Source organism: Rhizobium gallicum bv. gallicum R602sp, assembly GCF_000816845.1.
Classification (GTDB): domain Bacteria; phylum Pseudomonadota; class Alphaproteobacteria; order Rhizobiales; family Rhizobiaceae; genus Rhizobium; species Rhizobium gallicum.
Genome location: NZ_CP006880.1, coordinates 659,038 through 678,825 on the forward strand (window position 1 = coordinate 659,038; position 19,788 = coordinate 678,825).

Below are 19,788 nucleotides of genomic sequence, written 5' to 3' on the forward strand. Positions count from 1 at the left end.
GATCAGCCAGCACGACGCTGGTGGGCGCCACCAGTGCTGCGGGCCGCGGATGCGGCGGCCCGATTGGCTTTTTGCCGGCCTTTGCCGGCGTTGGCGTTGGCCGCGGTGCGTTTGCCCTTGGCAGGCGTGGACATTCCGGCACTTTCACGCAGGGCCTGTAGAAGATCGCTCGGTTTGGATGCTGGGGGTGCCTTCTTCTTCGGCAGCGCGCGGCCTTCCATCTTTGCTTTCACGAGCTCGGCCACCGCCTCTTCGTAGCGGTCGTCGAACTGTTTCGGGTCGAACTCACCCTTCTTGGTGTTGATGATGTGCTTTGCCAGCTCCAGCATCTCGCCTTCAATCTTCAGGTCCGGCATCTCCTCGAACGCCTTCTGCGATGAACGCACCTCGTAGTCGTAGTTCAACGTCGATCCAATCAGGCCCTTGCCGTGCGGTCGGATAAGTACGGTGCGCAGGCGCCGGAACAGGACCGTGCGAGCGACTGCGGCGACCTTGGCTTGTTTCATGCCGTCACGCAGGAGCTTGTACGCATCGCTGCCCATCTTGTCGGGCGCAAGATAATACGGTTTGTCGAAATAGACGTCGTCGACCTCGTCGCAAGGAATGAATGCCTCGACCTTCAGTGTCTTGTCGCTATTTGGAATCGCCGCTGCGACTTCTTCCGGTTCGAGGACAACATAGCGCCCGTCCTCTATCTCGAAGCCCTTCACCTGTGCCTCGCGCTCCACCGTATCGCCGGTTTCGCTATCGACGAATTCGCGGCGGACGCGATTGCCGGTCTTGCGATTCAAGGTATTGAAGGCTATCCGCTCGGATGACGAGGCGGCCGTGTAAAGCGCGACCGGAAACGCAACTTCGCCGAACTTGATGTAGCCCTTCCAATTCGCTCGCGGTGTAACCATTTACGCGGACTCCTGACTCCAACCATCGCGAATCAACCGGTTCACTGATCGATTGTTCCGACTCGAAACGAATCTAATTTCAATGACTTAGTCTTGGCTCGGCGCTCGTTTTCCGCGTCATCATCATGCCCTTGATTCGATGCATCTTTTCGCCCCCGGCGTGCGTTCTTAGTTGGTCGCAACTGACGCATGGATGACATGACCAAGCCTGAACGGATCGATAAGGCAGCGACCAACGCTATGTCCGCCGCAATGAAAAGGGACAGTTCAAGGAGAGCGACGACCTCGGCGGCTCTCTTTCTGCTGATCGCCGCCTAACGGCAAAAACCAAAACAAGGGCCTGGTGAGGGCGACCGGAGGGATTACGAAGGTCAAGCACTGACCAGGTTTCGCCCTTGAACTGGCATCAACGGCGGGTAAGAGCTTTAAGCGTCTGCACGGCGAAACGGAGGATGTCATTGAAGTGCCTCGATCAGTTCCCCGATCGTCCGGATTGGTCGCTTCAATGCGGCCACTTGCATTGTGACTTGTCTCCAGCCTTGAGATGAAAATTATGCGCGAAGGTGCCCCTGAAAAATTCGCCAGCGGTCAAGGCAAGAGTGGCGATTCGTGTTATAGGGCTGAATCGGTGAGATGATGCAAAGCATTGGGAGGACTTGGAATGGTTGAAGCCGGCTCCAATAGCCGACTAACTGGCGGTTGCCGTTGCGGCGCCGTTCGATATGAGTCGGATCGGCCTGTTCACGCCGCGATCTGCCACTGCGAGGACTGTCGTCGTTCGTCCGGTGCGCCGATGGTCGGTTGGATGGGGGTAGAGACCGGCAGCTTCCGATTTACCAAAGGCGAACCTCGTATCTGGTCATCCAACGGCCAAGCGCACCGCCATTTCTGCGCGACATGCGGAACAGGCCTTATCTATCTGAACGAAGCCCTCATTCCCGGGATCGTTGACGTGCAAATTGCCACCCTTGACGACCCAACGATGGTTTCCCCTGACATTCAGGTTCAGGTTGCCGAGCGCTTGCCTTGGTCCGCGCACATCCATGCGCTTCCAATATACGATCGGTATCCAGATTGAGGCGGGTGCGAGCGGAAACCGCGGAAGAGTGCTGAAGCCTAGCCGCGACAGGCGGGCAATTTAGTCTTCCCAGCTCGGTCCAACGACGCGTGGGGGAGGCCATCGGCAAAACGGAGACATCACCCCCTTGACCCATTTTGCCGCTAAGGGATCGCTGAATGGTCGCACCGCGGATGATTTCGGGCCGGTAAAAGCTTGCAATATTTGGCCGCGGTCGCAGTGGATTGAGGCTACTCGACACGTTGGATTTCCGGTATCGGCTCGTACCAGCCATGGCGGCGCCGTGACCAGAAGATCGCAGCTGGTGGCGCGAAATCTGGCTCGGCGAAACAGCCAATCGAGACGACGATCTGCTCGTCCAGCACCTCCGCTTCCATATAGATCAACGTGCCGCAATTCGGGCAAAAGATCTGATCCATCCAGCGGCCCTTGTCAGTGAAGCGCCGGAAGCGCCGTCGCTCGCCGTCGTCGGCGATGATGGCCTGTTTGCGATAACGCGCCCGGTAGGAAAATGCCGAGCCAGTCGCTTTCTGGCAGTCCAGACAAGCGCAGGCATAGACCCGTTCCGGCGCGCCGCGGAGGGCCAGCTTCAGGCTGCCGCAGGAGCAGCGTGCCGTACGGACGACGGGCTTTTCTACATCGGTCATGGCGCCCTCATGAAACGGGCCAGTATCGCGAAATCGTCGCCGACGTGACCATTTTGGATGGCGGTTGTGAAGAGGCTGTCGAAGGCATCGGCAAGGACCGGATTCAGGCCACGCTCGGCGTTGATATGCCGCAGATGCTGGAGAGCGACATTGTGAGCAGCGATTGTTGCAAAGGTTTCATCGTCACCGCGGTCGCGGCCGTCGTGGACCCGTTGCATGAGGTCCCGCTCGGCCCCGTCGATGACCGGCTGGACGAGCTTGAGGTACGTCGAGTAGGCGTCGGCATCGATGTTTTCTGCCCGGTTGATGGCGAGCGCTTGAAGCGTGCCGAACAATGTGCCCCACATCTGCCCAAGAAGGGCGCTGTCGAGGGCCGATGCAGCCCCGAAATCCTCGCTGAGGAAGGCGGATTTCCCCCCGAGCGCCACAAATACCCTTTCGTGCTTTTGGTAAAGCGACTTCGATCCGGCGAAGAGGATCAGTGTGTCGGGTTCTCCGATGACATTTGGTGTCGCCATAATGGCTCCGTCGAGATAGGCGATCCCATGGCCGGTCGCCCAGGCGCCGGTGTCGCGCGCCGCTTTTGGGGAGCCCGAGGTGAGCTGCACCAGGAGCTTTCCCTTCAGCGCCTGTGTGACCTCCGGCTTTCTCAGCTGTGCGTCGGAGGCAGCATAGTCGAGCAGGTTGACGAAGACGATCTCGGCCTCAGCCGCCGCCGCTTCCGGCGTTGGTCTCGGCTGCACACCGAACGGCGCCAGCGCTTCCGCCTTCGCCGCCGTTCTGTTCCAGACATGTACCTCATGCCCGCTTTTTGCGAGCGTCCGAACAAGTGAAGCTCCCATTCGGCCCGCGCCGAAGAACCCTATTGTCGTCATCGAATTGAACTCCAATATTTGAGACGTCATTTGATACGGCTGCAAGTCGGAGAGGTAAATTGCGTACCTTCAGGTAAGTGGTTACTCTGCAGTATGGGGAGATCGGAAATGAAACGCCTGCCGGACGACGATTGCGGCTTTGCGAGTGCGCTCAACGTGATCGGTGGAAAGTGGAAGACTGACATCCTCTGGGAGATCAATCTCTCGCCCCGCCGCTTCGGCGAGTTGAGGCGCATCCTGTCAGGGATCAGCGAGAAAGTCCTCGCCCAGCAGCTCCGCGAGATGGAGGCGGACGATCTCATCAGCCGCGCGGTATTTCCGGGGAAGGTGCAGCGGGTGGAATATTCCGCGACCGAGTTCGGCCGCAGCCTCAACCATGCCGTGACCGTGATGGCAAACTGGGGTAAGGCATACGAAATCCGCATGGCGGAGAAGGCAGAGCAGGAGCGTCGGCCCCTCTTGGCGATAGGGGCCTGAGGCAGAATCCTGCCGAAATTCATCGCCGTTTCGCGCTACGGCTTCACCATATTTGTTGAGCAGCCGATGAGGCTTGCCTTTGGCGCTCAAGCGGGACAGCACCACCCCTGCGGCTAAGGATTCGGTTCTATGGGAGCCGCCAGTCCAGTCCGTGGGACCTTCTTTCAAGCATCGTGCTGGATCATGTTGCCGTTGTGTCGGTCGGAATAAGGGCATCATCGAATCACCGGCGAATTCGGCGGCGGTGCCCCGCGCGAAGACGTGGATCGCAACGGTTCGATCCTGGAATTCGTGACGTGAGCGGCAATGAGCCAGATCACGTCTTGTTCAAAAAATGTTGCGACGCAATATGCTGCGCGACTCTTTTTTTGCGCTCGTTCTGCCCTTTATTGTGCAACTGCGAACAGATCGCTTCTGCAACCCGCCGGATGAGAGACATCCTCCCAGTCCGACGTCCGGCCAGAAAGAGGATCCGATATATGGGTGACTTCCTGAAAGGTATCTCCAGTTTTCGTGGCGCCGTGTTTCCGAATCATTCGGCCCATTACCGCAAGCTGGCGCGCGAAGGCCAGCAGCCACATGCCCTGATGATATCTTGTGCCGACAGCCGAGTGATGCCGGAAACGATAACGCAGTCCGGTCCCGGCGATCTTTTCGTCTGCCGCAATGCCGGCAATATCGTTCCCCCCTTCTCGACCCTCAATGGTGGGGTCTCTTCCGCAATCGAATATGCCATCCTGGCGCTCGGCGTCAGCGACATTGTCGTTTGCGGTCACTCCGATTGCGGGGCGATGAAAGGGCTGTGCCACCCGGAAATGCTGGCGCCAATGCCGAATGTCGCAGCCTGGCTGCGGCACAGCCACGCCGCCTATTCGATTGTTTGCCAAGCCTATCCCGACGACCTTTCCGAAACTGACCGCGTGCGTGCGGTAGCAATGGAAAACGTCGTCGTGCAGCTCGACCATTTAAAGACCCATCCGTCGGTGGCTGCGAAGCTTGCGACAAACGAGATCACGCTGCACGGCTGGTTCTTCGACATCGGGACGGGTGAGGTTCAAGTCTATGACGGGGCTTTGGCGACGTTTACCGAGGTGCAGGAGGGCGAGCCGCTGCCGGTCGCCATCACAGGACGAGACCACCCGCATGTCATGCCGCGGGTTGCCGCAACGCTTGGCGGGGAGTAGTGCCATGATAAACAACGGCTCTGCACTCTCGCGCGACCTCGCTTCGTCTCTGGTGGTTTTCCTTGTCGCCATTCCTCTCTGCCTGGGAATTGCGATCGCCTCCGGGGTACCAGCGGCCATGGGGCTTATCTCCGGTATCATAGGAGGCCTCGTTGTCGGCCTGCTGGCGGGCTCGCCTCTTCAGGTCTCCGGGCCTGCCGCCGGTCTTGCCGTCATCGTCTTCGGCTTCGTCGAACAGTACGGCGTTGCCATGCTCGGTCCCGTGCTGCTCATCGTAGGCCTCCTGCAGATCTTGGCGGGTTTCCTCAGGATCGGCTCCTGGTTCAGAGCAATTTCGCCGGCCGTCGTTCATGGCATGCTGGCCGGCATCGGCATTTTGATCATCCTCGGACAGGTCCACGTGCTCATGGATGCCAAACCCTCCGCCGGCGGCATTGAGAATGTCACCGCGATAAACGAGAGTGTCGGTAGATTGTGGGGCGCCAGCGTGACCAACGAGGCCGTCGCGCTACTGGTCGGTCTTCTCGCCCTCCTCGCGATGGTCTGCTGGGAACAATTCCGGCCCAAATGGCTGGCGCTGGTTCCGGGGGCGCTTGTCGGCGTTGCTGCCGCGACGGTCCTGACGACCGCTCTTGAACTCCCTATTGCCCGTGTGGAAGTGCCTGCCTCACTGGCACAGAGCATATCGATACCGACGGCCGAGAGTTTTGGCCAGCTAGTGCAACCCGGCATTATTTTGACGATCCTGATGATTGCCGTCATTGCGAGCGCCGAAACGCTTCTTTCGGCGGCCGCTGTCGACCGCATGCATGACGGGGGACGCACGCGTTTCAACAAGGAGCTTTTCGCCCAAGGCGTCGGTAACGGGCTTTGCGGATTGCTCGGGGCATTGCCTATCACCGGTGTTATCGTCCGTTCATCGGCCAACATCCAGGCCGGGGCTCGCACGCGCACCTCGGCAGTATTGCATGGCGTATGGATCCTAGGCCTTGTTGCGCTTTTGCCGGGATTGCTGGAAATGGTACCCTTGACGGCGCTCGCCGCCGTGCTGCTCGTCACCGGCTGGCGGCTGATTAGCCTTCACCATGTGCGCCACCTGTTCGAACACCATGGTCTCATGCCGGTTGGAATCTGGGCCGTCACGGTGGCCATGGTCGTCCTGCAGGACCTGCTGGTCGGGGTGGCGCTCGGCCTTGCGCTGTCGATCCTCGAGATCCTTCCTTATCTGCGCCGAAAGCTCGCAATCAGGCATTCCGAGGTTGACGACGAAATTCATGTCCGGCTAAGGGGAGCGGTGACCTGCAAGGACGTGCCGGTGCTGCTTAGCACGCTCGAAGGACTGCCCGAAGGCCGTAAAGTCAGTATTATCGGCAAACACCTGCTTTACATGGATCACACCAGTGCAGAGACCATCAGCGAATGGCTCAGGCGCGAGACGAAATCCGGCCGAAGCGTAGAGATTCATCCGCCCCAGGCGGCGCGTCATCCCCGCCTTAAGCCGCTATTTGCGCGTTTCTCTGCAGAAGTCGCCTGATCGTTTGCGGGAGGGCAATTTTTCGTTGCCCTCCCGTTTAAAGCCTTGCCTCCCTAAACCGCCAGCCTGTAACGAACCCGCAATCATAGCGGGAGCTAGAAGCACGCTCCAGCCAAGTGCGATAACGTTGAATTTATGGATCTTGCTTCCGCAATTGCGAGGATGATTTGCCGCAGAAATGCCACGCAGCTCGTGGAGCTCTTTTGATTGCGCGGTGCCCATGCCGCACCTTGCGGCTGCTCAGAGACAGCCCTTTGGAAGAGTTCGCCTTAAGATCCTGTTCCGCGTCGGTTCCTCCGTCAGGCTCCGCCGGCCAGTCAATCGAGTTCGCGACCCTTGCCGTAGTCTTCGTCGGAAACCTTCTCCATCCAAGTGACCGAACTACCGTTTAAGGCTTCGGCCACGGCAAAATGCGTCATCGGCTCGCCTGCCGAGGCGCCGTGCCAGTGCTTGACCAGCGGCGGTATCCAGACCACGTCGCCCGGTCCCACTTGCTCGATAGGCTTTCCTTCTGTCTGAATCCAGCCGCGGCCGGAGATGATGAAGAGCGTTTGATCAAGCGGGTGGGTATGCCATGCCGTGCGGGCTCCAGCCGGGAAAGATACGGTCGCCCCGCCTATACGGGCGGGCGCATCGCCCGATAGAAGCCAGAGGTCTCAACCTCGCCCGTGAAATATTGTTCGGGAGCCCTGGCCCGGCCCTGATTCACGCGGGTTATCTTAAGATCGGCCGAGGCGGCAGATGCTTTAGAGACGGCCTCCCGACTGTCGAACACCCGCTGGAGTATCTGCACTGCGGACATGGCTCGTGGCCAGCCCGCGTAGAAGGCAATCTGGGTTACAACCTCGGATGCTTCAGCGCGGGTCAAGCCGTTGTCCATCGCCCGGTTAGCATGGAAAGGAAGCTGCTCCGGTTGTCCAATGGCAATCAGCGCCGACATGGTTACCAGGCTGCGGTCGCGGGCCGAAAAGTCTGGCCGCTGCCAGAGGTCTCCGAAAAGCACGCGGTTTGTCAGATCGGCAAGCCCCGCGGAGTTCGGCGCGACGGAAGTATTGATCGTTGCTGCCCGTGCCGCCTCGGCGGCAGCCTCGAGCTCGATCCGGGCCGCCACACTGCTCTTGACCGGAGCGATGTTACGCTCGTCAAATACCGTTTTAGTCTCTGCCGCGGCGGAGATGGCGTTCGGCCAACCGGAATAAAAGGCGAGCTGGGTGATCAGTTCGCCAATCTCTCCGGCTTTGACGCCGTTGTCGAGGGCATGCCGGACATGACCGCCGATCTGCCAGTTTTGCCGGTCGAGATGATCGCCGAGACCGGTGACGAGGCTCCGATCGCGAGGTGCAAGTTCTGCTCGTTCCCAAACATGGGGTAATCGCGGCGCGATCGCCCCAGGCCATTTTTATAAGATGATGGCTGGCGGGGGTGGTTGCCCCCGATAAGATGGTAAAACGGGCTCACGATTGGAACCGGGCCCAAACATCGAACGGAGAGCAACCGTGGACCAATATATAGGCCTGGACGTTTCATTGAAAGATACTGCGATCTCGATACGACAGGACGGTAAGCGGATCTGGCGGGGAAAGTGCCCGTCGGATCCAAAGCTTCTGGCGCAGATGATCCGCAAGCATGCGCCGCACGCCAGGCGCGTTGTGTTCGAGACGGGGCCGTTGTCGACATGGTTCTATCACGCGCTGACGGCCGAGGGGGTTCCGGCGATCTGCATTGAAGCGCGGCACGCGCAAAAGGTATTGGACGAGACGCTCAACAAGACAGATGCCAATGATGCGGATGGCTTGGCGCAACTGGCCGAAGCCGGCTTCTACAAGGCCGTCCGGGTAAAGGCGTTCGACAGCATGCTGACGCGCACGCTTGTGGCGGCTCGCAATCAGCTCCTGAGAATCTCAACCCAGCTTAGCAACCAGATCCGCGGCCTGATGAAGACGTTCGGTCTCATCGTCCCCAAAGGGACAGGTCGGGTATTTGATGGCAATGTGAGGGAACTCCTAGATGGGAATGACGGCCTGGCAAGGATCATATTGCCTCTACTTGAGGCCTGGCGCGACATACGCAAGCGCGGAGCCGATCTTGATCACCAGTTGCTCGCAGCGGCGCGGCAAAGCCAAGAGACGAAGCTTTTGATGACAATCCCGGGGATTGGTGCCGTCACGGCCGTCTCGTATATCGCGGCCATTGAAGATCCAGAAAACTTCAAAACGTCGCGCTCGGTTGGCGCCTGGCTCGGGTTGACAACGCGGCGCTACCAGTCAGGCGAGGTGGATTATGACGGCCACATCTCGCGAAGAGGCGACAACCATTTGCGGGGACTGCTTTATGAAGCGGCGACCGTGATCCTCACGAGAACCGGTGCCAGGAACGAGAGCACTCTCAAAAACTGGGGGCTCAAGCTGCGTCAGCGGTTGGGCTTCAAGCGCGCAGCAGTGGCGGTCGCGCGAAAGCTCGCGGTCATCATGCACAGCATGCTCAAAACAGGAGAAGTCTTCAACGGATTGGCTGGCGCAACAGCATAAGCGAGGTGCCAGCCTTCTCACCTCAGCGCGTCAAACCCGATTTGAAGCACTGAGTGTCCCTGCTGCGGACGTGGGTTGGATCATTCCGTTAGCGCGGCTGCAGCTCACTGAGACTGCGTCCCAAACATAGGAAGATCTTACCTGCGAAGACCCATCGTGCGGCGACCCTATATCGACCGCGGAGACAACCCTGCTCCCAGCACCGGACAGCTCTGAAGGAAACATGGCCGCTGAGGCCTGACCCAAACCACTCAACTCCCGCCGCGTGGCCTGTCTCGCAACACGGCGCAGATGCCGAATGCCCAGACCACCTTGACGAACGGAACGCGATTAGACAACCTCGCCGAAGAGAACATCGTCTGTGAAGTGGGCAAGGCCGGGGGCGATGTCGTAGACGGCGGCTGGAGCGACCCGGCGACGTTCCTGAGCCTCGACGCCTGCCGCGGCGAGAGCGGAAATGCCGATGCCTGCGGCAATCTTCTTCATCTGGCTTTCCTCTTCCATGGTCTGCTCCCGTGAACGCTAGCTCGCCAGTAGCGCGCCGCGTCTCGTGCGTGAGGCGGGGTGACAAATACGATTCGATGACCGGACTGCGTAGTCGACGTCCAGTTTGACCCCTGAGCAGCGTCTTGATTGCGGCGCTCGTGCATGGCGCGATAGCCTTCGACGACATCGGCAAGCGGTAGTTCGAGGTCGAAAACCTGTCGGCAGGAAGCGGCGGACTGGGCCGGAGCGCCGAGCAGCTTTGCGCGAAAAACAGCCCTGTCCGTCGAGCTGCACACCGTGCAGGGCACCGACGAAGCCGACTTTTCCACCCGCGCGGGCATAGCTCCGCGTCAACCGGTCCAAGCGTCAGCGCCCAGTAGCGGCCATCAACTGTTCCGGATAGCGTTCCCCCTCGATTTCGATCGTCGCGGCGGCATCCTCGATCTCGGCAAGGTCCGCGGCCGTCAGAGTATTTCGCCACCTCTCGGGCCAGTGCTCCTTCGGCAGCGCTATTTGGTATCGAAGCCCGGTCGATCTCGGATGTGACGGAGCTGACTGAGATGGAGGAATGTCAATGAAACCACGTATTTCTGTCTTGACGCTGGGTGTTGCCCACCTTGAGCGCTCGCTTGCCTTTTATCGTGACGGCCTGAAACTACCCACTCAAGGGATCGTCGGCCGTGAGTTCGCGCATGGCGCCGTCGCGTTCTTTGACCTTTCCAGCGGGGTTAAACTTGCGATTTGGGCTCAGGATGATCTGGCCCACGACAGCGGTCTGACGAAAGCGCCCGCGCGCAGCGCCTCATTCTCGATCGGCCACAACGTCTCACATCGACGTGAGGTTGACGAGGTCATGGAACAAGCCCGGCTTGCGGGAGCAGATATTGTAAAGCCCGCTGAGGAGACTTTTTACGGTGGATACGCTGGATACTTTACTGATCCTGACGGCCACCTTTGGGAAGTGGTGTGGAATCCGGCCAATCTGCCACCGCAGGATTGAATTGACTTGATTCCGCTACAACGAACGGAACGGATGCCCGCATCCTGGCCAAGTGGATGCATCTGCTCCTCACTCTTGCAAATTAGTGCGGCCGGAGGCTTGGAGCCCTTCGGTCCCATAATGTTTCGTCGGTTTAGACGACTCGCAGTGCCCCGGTGCCTGTTCGAAAAGCCCCGCCGAAAGCGGGGCTTCCATGATCCGAACGATCACTTGTTAAGAGCATCCTTCACTGCCTTGGCCGGCGTGAAGGCGAGCTTCTTTGCGGCAGCGATCTTGACGGTGGCTCCGGTTGAGGGATTGCGGCCTTCGCGCTCCGGCGTCTCCTTTATCTTGAACTTGCCGAAGCCCGGGATCGAGGTCTCGGCGCCAGATGTGGCGGCCGACGTAATCGAGGCGAAGACCGCCTCTACAACGGCCTTGCTCTGGGCTTTGGTAAGGCCATGTTCACCGGCGATCTTGTCTGCGATTTCGTTTGTCGTCGTCATGTAAGTTGGTTCCTTTTTGAATGTTTCCCTATGCATCTTGACATATTAATTTCGCCAAAGGGTAGAGAGTGAACGAGTTCAACGGCGTCAATCCACTGATTTGATGCATACTTCCGTTCGACGGTCATGATACAAGAGGCTGAATTGCAAGATCCTGCTTGTCGAGCTCTGGAAGCCGTTGAAGCTTACGGGACCGGAAACGAGACGGTGCGTGCACGAGCTGTTCTCGGATCCAGACGAAGAGTATCGTTCGCTATCCGGATCTCTTGACCGATGGCGAAAGCACGAAGTGTGACCGTCGCCTCTGGTGTCCGCGCGGCCCGACCTGAGGACCGCAAAACATTAAAAAGATTTGGCTCAGACGTTTTCTTGCCCTCATTTCGACGGTCGTTCGCCTGCTCTTCGAGGCCGGTCGGTGGTGCGTATGGCTGGATAGTGGGTTCGCCGCGTCGCGTTAACGGCCCTGGATCAATCCTCAAAATCTGTACGAAATGGGGCTCTAAGGAGGAACTTAAGGATATCGGCTATCGGCATAGGTTCGATAATGTGCCAAACGGATACTTCACGATGGCGCGCCAAACGCTGTGTGACAAAGGATGCATGGCCGGCATAATCTTCAACTCGTATGTCGGAATGCCATTCATGAATCAGATCGATAAGTGTATGCAGCAGGGAGGCCTAATCATCGATCGTTTCTGCTCTATCTAGCCTGCTGGCGCCTTTGCCGGATCGGCTGGACGCGCCCCCATGCAATCAGCGTGAAGTGGAGCTGCACATGCATAACCCCATTCAACTCGAAATCTCTCGTCGGGATTTGCTTATCTCGTCTGCCGCGACTGTCGCGGCCACCGGCGTCGCAGCCGGGGGAGCGGCGGCACAATCTGCGGGAAACACGATGAACTACACGACGAAGATGTCCTTCACCGTCAACGGCGAGAGGCGTAATCTCGACGTCGACAATAGGACAACGCTGCTCGACGCGCTGCGCGAACACCTCCATCTTACGGGCACGAAGAAGGGATGTGACCACGGCCAGTGCGGCGCGTGCACCGTCATGGTCGATGGCCGTCGCGTCATCTCGTGTTTGACGCTTGCCGTCATGCACGAAGGCGACCAGATTACGACGATCGAAGGTCTCGGAAAGCCAGGCGATCTCCACCCGATGCAGGCGGCCTTCGTCAAGCACGACGGATTTCAGTGCGGCTACTGCACGCCTGGGCAGATCTGTTCCTCCGTGGCGGTGCTGGAGGAGATCAAGGCAAACGTCCCAAGCCACGTCACTGGCGACCTAACCGCTAAGGTGGCTGTCACCCCGGCCGAAATCCGCGAGCGCATGAGCGGTAACATCTGTCGTTGCGGCGCCTATTCCAACATTGTCGACGCCATCGTCGAAGTCGCGGGGACAAAAGCATGAGAGCCTTCATCTACCAACGGGCCTTGTCCGTCGAGGCCGCGGCCCAGGCGGCCGCCTCCAATCCGGAAGCGAAATTCATCGCCGGGGGCACCAACCTTCTCGACCTCATGAAGCTGGAGATTGAGACGCCGACGCATCTGATCGACGTGAACGGCCTCGGATTGGACAAGATCGAACCCACTTCGGAGGGCGGACTGCGTATTGGAGCCCTGGTTCGCAATACGGACCTCGCGGCACATGAAACCGTTCGTCGAGATTACGCGCTGCTCTCCCGAGCGCTCGTCGCGGGCGCTTCCGGTCAACTCCGCAACAAGGCGACGACGGCGGGGAACCTCTTGCAGCGCACGCGCTGTCCGTACTTCTACGACCCGAACCAGCCGTGCAACAAGCGCCAGCCAGGCAGCGGCTGTTCGGCCATCGGCGGCTTCACCCGCCAGCACGCCGTCGTCGGCACGAGCGACGCCTGCATCGCCACGCATCCGAGCGACATGGCGATCGCCATGCGAGCGCTGGATGCTGTGGTCGAAACGGTAAAGGCCGACGGCAGCCAGCGTTCCATCCCCATCGCCGACTTGCACCGCCTGCCGGGCAACACCCCGCATATCGAGACGGTTCTCGAACGCGGCGAGTTCATCACAGGGGTCATTCTCCCACCGCCGATCGGGGGGCGTCACATCTACAGGAAGGTCCGCGATCGCGCCTCCTACGCCTTCGCACTCGTTTCCGTGGGCGCGGTTATTCAATCCGATGGGACCGGTCGCGTCGCCGTCGGTGGCGTTGCCCACAAACCTTGGCGGGTCGAGGCGGCCGAAACCGAGCTGCCGAAAGGGGCCCGCGCCGCCGCTGGTGTCCTTCTCGCGGACGCCCGTCCTACCGAACAGAACCGTTTCAAAGTCAACCTGGTCGAGCGCACGCTCGCAGCGGTGATCTCGGAAGCTAGGGGATAGCCATGCAGTTCGATACGCCAGCAACTACGAACCCGATCGATCAGCTCAAGGTCGTCGGCCAGCCGATCCACCGCATTGACGGCCAGCTCAAGACGACGGGCTTGGCGATGTACGCCTACGAATGGCACGATGCTAAGGTGCCGTACGCCTACGGCTACCCCGTGGGCGCGGCTATCGCCAAGGGTCGCATCAAATCCATGGACGTCTCTGCCGCGAAGAAGGCGCCAGGCGTCATCGCGGTTGTGACCGCCCCTGAGGTCGGCGAACGGAAGAAGGGCAAGTTTAACACCGCCAAGCTCTTCGGCGGTGATGAAATCCAGCATTACCACCAGGCGATCGCCGTCGTCGTGGCCGAAACCTTCGAACAAGCCCGCGCAGCCGCAGCACTGGTAAAGGTCGACTATGCCGAAGAGAAGGGCGCCTTCGACCTCAAAGAGGCGATGGCTTCGGCGGTGAAGCCGGACGAGTCCCAGCAGCCGGATTCAGCCGCCGGCGACTTCGATGCGGCTTTCAGGACGGCTCCGATCACTTTCGACGAAACCTACACGACGCCGGACCAGTCCCACGCGATGATGGAGCCGCATGCCTCGATTGCGGCCTGGGATGGTGACGAGCTAACGGTCTGGACGTCGAGCCAGATGATAGACTGGTGGCGGTCAGACCTGGCGACCACCCTCGACGTGGAAAAGGATAAAATTCATCTGATGTCGCCATTCATCGGCGGCGGGTTTGGAGGCAAGTTGTTTCTTCGTGCCGATGCCGTCCTTGCCGCCTTTGGAGCAAAGGCTGCGAAGCGACCTGTCAAAGTGGCGCTGCCGCGTCCATTCATGATGAACAACACGACCCACCGTCCGGCGACCATCCAACGCATACGCATCGGAGCCGAACGCGACGGCAAGATCACCGCGATCGCCCATGAAAGCTGGTCGGGCGATCTAAAAGGCGGACAGCTCGAGACGGCCGTCAATCAGACCAGGTTGCTCTACGCGGGCGCGAACCGCATGACGGCGATGCGGCTGGCGACGCTCGACCTTCCCGAGGGCAACGCGATGCGTGCTCCGGGCGAAGCCCCTGGCTTGATGGCGCTGGAGATCGCCATCGACGAGATGGCCGAGAAGCTCGGTCTCGATCCCGTGCAATTTAGGATTATCAATGACACCCAGGTCGATCCCGAGCAGCCCGAGCGGCCATTCTCGCACCGTGATCTGGTCGGATGTCTGAAGCTCGGCTCCGAGCGCTTCGGATGGAGCGCGCGGGCAAGACCGGGGTCGAAGCGTGAGGGCGACTGGCTGATCGGCCTTGGCGTCGCAGCCGCCTTCCGCAACAACCTGCTGCTTCCTTCTGGAGCACGCGTCCGCCTCGCCCGGGAAGGGGTCGTTACCGTCGAAACCGACATGACCGATATCGGAACGGGCAGTTACACCATCATCGCGCAGACTGCGGCCGAGATGATGGGCGTCACCGTCGACAGGGTCGCGGTCCGGCTTGGCGACTCCCGCTTTCCGGTTTCCGCCGGTTCCGGCGGGCAGTTCGGCGGCAACTGTTCGACGGCGGGTGTCTACGCAGCCTGCGTGAAGCTGAGGGAAGCCATAGCGCAGAAACTTGGTTTCAATTCCGACGATGTCGTCTTCGAAAACGGCGAGGTCCGCTCCGGCAACCGGTCGGTGTCACTCGCAGAGGCAGCGGGCGCCGAGGGACTGGTTGGTGAAGATACGATCCAATGGGGTAAGCTTTCCGAAACGCACCAACAATCGACCTTCGGCGCTCACTTCGTCGAGGTCGGCGTGGACGTCGCCACGGGGGAAACGCGCATCAGACGGATGCTGGCAGTGTGCGCGGCGGGACGCATTCTCAATCCGATTACCGCACGCAGCCAAGTGATCGGCGCGATGACCATGGGGGCGGGTGGTGCTCTTTCGGAGGAGCTCGCAGTGGACGCACGCCGCGGCTTCTTCGTCAATCACGACCTTGCCGGCTATGAGGTACCAGTGCATGCCGACATCCCTCATCAGGACGTGATTTTCATGGACGAGACGGATCCGATGTCGTCACCGATGAAGGCTAAGGGGGTCGGCGAGCTCGGCCTGTGCGGTGTCTCCGCCGCGATCGCCAACGCCATCTATAACGCGACCGGTGTCAGGGTCCGGCACTATCCGATCACGATTGACAAACTGATCGGCGGCCTTCCAGACATCGCTTAGCGCTTCGGGCGGTGGTTGCGATCGCAACCGCCGCCAGGCAGCACGGAACCGCGTTGCACGAGGTCTTGAGCCCCGTATCCCAACCGACGCTCACCAGGGCACTCTTCACAGACGACCTTGCCGAGATCCTCGGCATCGCCGCGGTTACGGGAGCCTTTGGCGCGACCCGAATTCAGCCGCTGCCTAGAGGCTCTTTGAGTCAGAGGAGTGACCATCGGTTGAACATGAGCTCACCGGCTTGCGGTGTTGTCGGATTCCGAGAGCAATCTCACCACTTCTGTGATGAGTTGCAAACGGCCACGCTCGGAACGATCGAGGTGGACATAATGCGTGGCGCCCCGAATCGTTACGCTACGGACACGGGCAGCATTGACGAGGTGACCTTCAAGCGTCGTTACGTCATCAGGACGGCTCCAGAAATCGTTCTCAGAACGGATGACCAGCACGCGTGCGGTAATTGATGCAGCGTCCCAAAGCTGCCTGCCGGAAGCAAGATAGAAGCTGTCTTCCATTGCCCCGGAAGGGGAGCGGAATGCAGCTGGCTTCCGATCGCCAGATGTCGAATCGGACGCCAGCGCCTCCTTTTGGTAGGCTTCGACCACTGCCGGATCACGCCAGCTTTCCTTGGCGTCGACAGGAATGGATTTGTCCCAGGAGGGCATGAGGGAAGCAGCCGTGTTCAACCGATAGGCCCCGAACTTCGCTATGTTGAAGCGGCGGCGATCATTCGGGTCGGCGGTCTCGCTGTCCGATCCAAGTGTCGGATGTCCAGAGGTTGCGCCGTAAAGTGAGTTATAGACGACCAGGTGGCTGACCTTTTCCGGGAAAAGCGATGCGTACATGCCTGCCCAATGCCCGCCGGTGGCCCAGCCGAGCAACCCGACTTGCCGGCTGTCAGTCCTATCCCGGATCGCCTCGACCGCAGCATCGATGTCGCGTGCGACTTCGTTGGAATGGGTCAGCGGCCGGCCTTCCGGTGGACCATCCTGTCCGGGACGGTCCGATCTGCCGTAACCACGGGCGTCCACGATGAACACCCGGTATCCTCTCGTTGCCAAGTCCGCAGCCAGTGATCCTCCTTCGACCGGCAAATCGAAGGAGGCGATACCCGGCACCCGTGCTCCATGGACAAGGATGATGGGAGGCCCTTTGCGTTCTGGCCCTGTCTTCCGGACCTCCCGGATAGCCAGTTCGATATCAGGCGCAGCATTTACCCGGAAATCCTTGCGTTCGACTTCCGCGAATGTAGGCGCAGCACCGAAGGTCGTCGCGATGGCAGCACAATAGATAGCAAGTTTTTGCATGGTCACTCCTTCGAAAGGGTTGCTCGCTCACAGGATGGGCTCGACTGGATAGATCGTAGATCGTTGTTGCCGGCGAATTTTTCCAATATCAAAACAGTGTTTATTGAGATGCTTCTGATATGATGATGAGCTTGCTCCATATGCGGCATTTCATTGCCGTTGCCGAAGAATTGCATTTCGGACGCGCCGCTGCCCGGCTCGGCATGGCGCAACCGCCGCTTAGCCAATCGATCAAGAGGCTCGAGGAGCGTTTGGGATTTCCGCTATTCGAGCGGACGCAACGCATGGTCCGCCTCACTGCAGCGGGTCGCGTGTTTCTTCAGGAGGCTCGTCGAACAATTGCGCAATCGGAAGACGCGGTTCGCTTGGCCCGCCGCGCGGCTTCAGACGACCTTGCCCAGATTTCCATCGCCTTTGTCTCTGCAGCTCTCTATCGGCTGCTTCCTCGGGCCATTCGCGCCTTCCACGAGGTTTGGCCCGAAACGACAATTCGCCTCGATGAGCGTTCCACGGAGGCGCAACTGGCCGATCTTGCCGGCGGTGATATCGACCTTGGCTTCTTCCATCCGCCGATCAAGACTGTCGATGGCCTGGCCGTGGAACTGATACACCGGGACAAGCTGGTTGTCGCAGCGCCATCACATCACCCGCTCGCTCTTTCGAACCGTTGCCGGCTTGCTGATCTGGCTGGACACGATTTCATTATGTTTCCTCACCCACAAGGCCCGACCCTACATGTGAAGATTACAAATGCCTGCAGGACGGCGGGTTTCGTACCGAATGTCGTCCAGGAAGCAAGACAGATGCATACGATTTTGAGCTTGGTCGCCGCGGGGCTCGGCGTATCGTTGGTGCCCCTGGGCGCGACGACGATGAAGATCGCTGGTGTAGCATTCATCCCACTGATTGACGCACCTGCAGACCTTGCCTGGGAACTGGCCATGGGATGGCAGCCACGAGGTGCGCGAAAAGCACTGCGAAGCTTCCTGGAAACGGTACGATCAACAAGTCACGAGCTGAAGTTCGAACCGTAGCCTGCCTCCCTAACCAACGCGAAAGCCTATAACGTCTCGAGGAATAGCTGCCGTCCCGCTTCACACGGGTCGGAAGAGGAGGCGCTCTGGTGTGAGCAAGTACGGAAGGCTACCCCTTCGGAGGAGCACATCAACCCTTGGCCAAGGCAGGATATCTCATGCGTTCGACTGCAGGCGTTAGTGCCGCCGGCGTCAATGTTTAATGCGCGCGGTGGGATCAACTGCTATGTCGAAACACAATTTTGAAAAACGAGGGGAGCTCGGCTTTCGACGAACTGCACCGGCAACTTGTCGGCGCTCACGGTTCGAGTGAGCTCCGATGCGTTTCGTCAGCGTCTCGCTTCGGCTTTTTGGGCCTTGCGCGCTTCCGATCCCTAGAGATGCAAGCGTTGACCGCCCGGCGGAAGATCCGCTCGGGATTTGACCCAGGGGTGGCCGATAACGGGGCGCTTATTATGCTTTCCCGTTCAATTCGCCGCTGCTCTGCCTACCCGATTCCCGGCATTTTGGGTGGCGTCCACGGTATTGGCAGCATCACGCCCGACGCCGCGGATAGTGTTCCCGCAGGAGGAAAGGGCGAGAAGAACGCAGCAGGCGGCGGCAACTTTTGTCGTCAGTGACATTGCATAGATCCTTGGAGATTAGGGCCGTTTGCGAATTCGCGACGCCTTCTGTTGCTCGACATCCTTGGTACTCTCGGAGAGAAACTTGTCGGCGTGCTTGCGCGCAGCTTCGCGAAGCGCGTCAATCCTCGCAAGGTCGTCTGCCTTGAGACCGGCTGCGCCTTGACCGATTTTCGGTAAAGCCCGGCCCCAGTGCTCGACGCTTTTGCCCTCCTGACGGCGTTCCTTATGCCCGGCGCGCAGGCATAAAGGCCGTCCTCCGTTTTCATTCACACCCTCCCATCGGGCACCTTTTGTTTCGCTGATCATGGTGATCTCCTTCCATGAGAGGAGAACTGCGGGGGAGGGCGTGTGTTCCGTCGCGGCGAGAATAAGCGCGGCGCGCCTAGAGATAGTTCCTCGACGCAGGTCATAGTAATCCCTCCTCTTCGGCGAGGCCTGCCAAAAGGAGAGGGATCGCGTCTTCAGACCCAGCTGCTTGGCCCAGGCGATCCGCGTGCCGTAGCGGACGATTTTCGGAATGTTTGACGGCCTGGGATCATTCCTGCGTCGAGTGCGGCAAAGCCTTTGAACTCTTCGATGATCTCTTCGCTTTCGCCGATGATGCCATTCTGCTCTCGCGGGATGCTCCGATTGGATTCCGGCCGGCAACCAGCTCATACCTGGGCGGCTGGAACTTAAAGGGCAGCATGGTGTTTCTCCGATCACGGATCCGACATGAGTCCGCAAAAAAGGAAACACCGATGAAAAACTTCATTCTCGTGGTGGCCCTCGGGGCATCCGCGCTCTCGGCATTTGCCCAGACAACCCCCGCTCCCTCGTCAAACGGAAACACGCCTGCGGTAGCGACCCCGGGCACGAATAACCCGGCGGCGCCTGTCGAAGGGGCCAACAGCTTTACCGAAGCCCAGGCCAAGGAGCGCATCGAAAACGCAGGTTACACCGATGTCAAAGACCTGAAGCTCGATGACAAGGGGATCTGGATGGCGTCCGCTACCAAAGACGGCAAATCGTTATCGGTCGCACTCGACTACCAAGGAAACGTAGTCGCCAAGTAACCAGCACCAAT

20 protein-coding genes and 4 pseudogenes are annotated in these 19,788 nt (G+C 59.7%); 11 read left to right on the forward strand and 13 right to left on the reverse strand.

Features of this window, described 5'->3' with window-relative positions; genetic code table 11:
* Positions 1-2 precede the first annotated feature (2 nt).
* Entirely contained in the window at positions 3-902 is a 900-nt protein-coding gene (ku, locus tag RGR602_RS26360; RefSeq protein ID WP_040114976.1) for a non-homologous end joining protein Ku, read from the reverse strand.
* Positions 903-1,563: 661 nt separating this feature from the next.
* Between ku and RGR602_RS26365 the strand changes: the two genes are divergently transcribed.
* Entirely contained in the window at positions 1,564-1,980 is a 417-nt protein-coding gene (locus RGR602_RS26365) for a GFA family protein (RefSeq protein WP_040114977.1), read from the forward strand.
* Positions 1,981-2,210: 230 nt separating this feature from the next.
* On the opposite strand, the gene RGR602_RS26370 is transcribed toward RGR602_RS26365, so the two are convergent.
* A complete protein-coding gene (locus RGR602_RS26370; protein WP_040114978.1) occupies positions 2,211-2,627 on the reverse strand; it encodes a GFA family protein in 417 nt (138 codons plus the stop codon).
* Positions 2,624-3,532: an NAD(P)-dependent oxidoreductase gene (locus RGR602_RS26375; RefSeq protein WP_133938138.1), complete on the reverse strand. Its 909-nt coding sequence runs from the start codon at positions 3,530-3,532 to the stop codon at positions 2,624-2,626. The genes RGR602_RS26370 and RGR602_RS26375 overlap by 4 nt, the downstream gene beginning before the upstream one ends.
* 78 nt (positions 3,533-3,610) lie before the next feature.
* On the opposite strand from RGR602_RS26375, the gene RGR602_RS26380 reads away from it, so the two are divergent.
* From RGR602_RS26380 to RGR602_RS26390, 3 genes are all read left to right on the forward strand, one after another.
* Complete coding sequence (locus RGR602_RS26380; protein ID WP_040114980.1) at positions 3,611-3,979, forward strand: winged helix-turn-helix transcriptional regulator; 369 nt, start codon at positions 3,611-3,613, stop codon at positions 3,977-3,979.
* Positions 3,980-4,458: 479 nt separating this feature from the next.
* Positions 4,459-5,163: a carbonic anhydrase gene (locus RGR602_RS26385; protein ID WP_040114981.1), complete on the forward strand. Its 705-nt coding sequence runs from the start codon at positions 4,459-4,461 to the stop codon at positions 5,161-5,163.
* Between the two features lie 4 nt (positions 5,164-5,167).
* Positions 5,168-6,697, forward strand: coding sequence for a SulP family inorganic anion transporter (locus RGR602_RS26390; protein ID WP_040114982.1), 1,530 nt, complete (start codon positions 5,168-5,170; stop codon positions 6,695-6,697).
* A gap of 317 nt (positions 6,698-7,014) precedes the next feature.
* Here RGR602_RS26390 and RGR602_RS38855 read toward each other — a convergent pair whose 3' ends face one another.
* The 3 genes and pseudogenes from RGR602_RS38855 to RGR602_RS38865 form a co-directional block, all read right to left on the reverse strand.
* Complete coding sequence (locus RGR602_RS38855; protein WP_223844146.1) at positions 7,015-7,317, reverse strand: (R)-mandelonitrile lyase; 303 nt, start codon at positions 7,315-7,317, stop codon at positions 7,015-7,017.
* Entirely contained in the window at positions 7,314-7,808 is a 495-nt protein-coding gene (locus tag RGR602_RS38860; protein WP_223844126.1) for a carboxymuconolactone decarboxylase family protein, read from the reverse strand. The genes RGR602_RS38855 and RGR602_RS38860 overlap by 4 nt, the downstream gene beginning before the upstream one ends.
* Before the next feature lie 105 nt (positions 7,809-7,913).
* A pseudogene (locus RGR602_RS38865) lies at positions 7,914-8,081 on the reverse strand (carboxymuconolactone decarboxylase family protein); the annotation flags it as partial.
* A gap of 112 nt (positions 8,082-8,193) precedes the next feature.
* Here RGR602_RS38865 and RGR602_RS26400 point away from each other — a divergent pair.
* Positions 8,194-9,225: an IS110 family RNA-guided transposase gene (locus RGR602_RS26400; RefSeq protein ID WP_040114983.1), complete on the forward strand. Its 1,032-nt coding sequence runs from the start codon at positions 8,194-8,196 to the stop codon at positions 9,223-9,225.
* Positions 9,226-9,561: 336 nt separating this feature from the next.
* Here the strand turns inward: RGR602_RS26400 and RGR602_RS37685 are convergent.
* The 3 pseudogenes from RGR602_RS37685 to RGR602_RS38875 form a co-directional block, all read right to left on the reverse strand.
* A pseudogene (locus RGR602_RS37685) lies at positions 9,562-9,711 on the reverse strand ((R)-mandelonitrile lyase); the annotation flags it as partial.
* 149 nt (positions 9,712-9,860) lie between these two features.
* Positions 9,861-10,050: pseudogene (locus tag RGR602_RS38870) on the reverse strand (IMP dehydrogenase); the annotation flags it as partial.
* A 27-nt stretch (positions 10,051-10,077) separates the two neighbouring features.
* Positions 10,078-10,179: pseudogene (locus RGR602_RS38875) on the reverse strand (aldo/keto reductase); the annotation flags it as partial.
* A 106-nt stretch (positions 10,180-10,285) separates the two neighbouring features.
* Here RGR602_RS38875 and RGR602_RS26405 point away from each other — a divergent pair.
* The gene (locus RGR602_RS26405) at positions 10,286-10,711 is read left to right on the forward strand and encodes a VOC family protein (protein WP_040114984.1); all 426 of its coding nucleotides are present in this window, start codon (positions 10,286-10,288) and stop codon (positions 10,709-10,711) included.
* A 206-nt stretch (positions 10,712-10,917) separates the two neighbouring features.
* Here the strand turns inward: RGR602_RS26405 and RGR602_RS26410 are convergent, their stop codons facing one another.
* Entirely contained in the window at positions 10,918-11,196 is a 279-nt protein-coding gene (locus RGR602_RS26410; protein ID WP_040116490.1) for an HU family DNA-binding protein, read from the reverse strand.
* Between the two features lie 775 nt (positions 11,197-11,971).
* Between RGR602_RS26410 and paoA the strand changes: the two genes are divergently transcribed.
* Genes paoA through paoC form a run of 3 tightly spaced genes read left to right on the forward strand, consistent with a single transcriptional unit; the run spans position 11,972 to position 15,758 of the window.
* Entirely contained in the window at positions 11,972-12,610 is a 639-nt protein-coding gene (paoA, locus tag RGR602_RS26415) for an aldehyde dehydrogenase iron-sulfur subunit PaoA (protein ID WP_040114985.1), read from the forward strand.
* The gene (locus tag RGR602_RS26420) at positions 12,607-13,557 is read left to right on the forward strand and encodes an FAD binding domain-containing protein (protein WP_040114986.1); all 951 of its coding nucleotides are present in this window, start codon (positions 12,607-12,609) and stop codon (positions 13,555-13,557) included. The genes paoA and RGR602_RS26420 overlap by 4 nt, the downstream gene beginning before the upstream one ends.
* 2 nt (positions 13,558-13,559) lie before the next feature.
* Positions 13,560-15,758 carry an aldehyde oxidoreductase molybdenum-binding subunit PaoC gene (paoC, locus tag RGR602_RS26425; protein ID WP_040114987.1) on the forward strand — a complete coding sequence of 733 codons (2,199 nt, stop codon included), beginning with the start codon at positions 13,560-13,562 and terminating at the stop codon, positions 15,756-15,758.
* A 230-nt stretch (positions 15,759-15,988) separates the two neighbouring features.
* Here the strand turns inward: paoC and RGR602_RS26430 are convergent, their stop codons facing one another.
* On the reverse strand, positions 15,989-17,062 hold the full coding sequence (locus RGR602_RS26430; RefSeq protein ID WP_040114988.1) for an alpha/beta hydrolase: 1,074 nt from the start codon (positions 17,060-17,062) through the stop codon (positions 15,989-15,991).
* A 125-nt stretch (positions 17,063-17,187) separates the two neighbouring features.
* Between RGR602_RS26430 and RGR602_RS26435 the strand changes: the two genes are divergently transcribed.
* Positions 17,188-18,096 (forward strand): LysR substrate-binding domain-containing protein, encoded by a 909-nt coding sequence (locus RGR602_RS26435; protein ID WP_040116491.1) that lies wholly within the window; start codon positions 17,188-17,190, stop codon positions 18,094-18,096.
* A gap of 467 nt (positions 18,097-18,563) precedes the next feature.
* Here the strand turns inward: RGR602_RS26435 and RGR602_RS38880 are convergent, their stop codons facing one another.
* Positions 18,564-18,719 carry an entericidin domain-containing protein gene (locus RGR602_RS38880; RefSeq protein ID WP_082046696.1) on the reverse strand — a complete coding sequence of 52 codons (156 nt, stop codon included), beginning with the start codon at positions 18,717-18,719 and terminating at the stop codon, positions 18,564-18,566.
* 18 nt (positions 18,720-18,737) lie between these two features.
* Complete coding sequence (locus RGR602_RS26440) at positions 18,738-19,028, reverse strand: hypothetical protein (RefSeq protein WP_040114989.1); 291 nt, start codon at positions 19,026-19,028, stop codon at positions 18,738-18,740.
* Between the two features lie 434 nt (positions 19,029-19,462).
* Between RGR602_RS26440 and RGR602_RS26445 the strand changes: the two genes are divergently transcribed.
* The gene (locus tag RGR602_RS26445; RefSeq protein WP_040116492.1) at positions 19,463-19,777 is read left to right on the forward strand and encodes a PepSY domain-containing protein; all 315 of its coding nucleotides are present in this window, start codon (positions 19,463-19,465) and stop codon (positions 19,775-19,777) included.
* Positions 19,778-19,788: the final 11 nt, after the last annotated feature.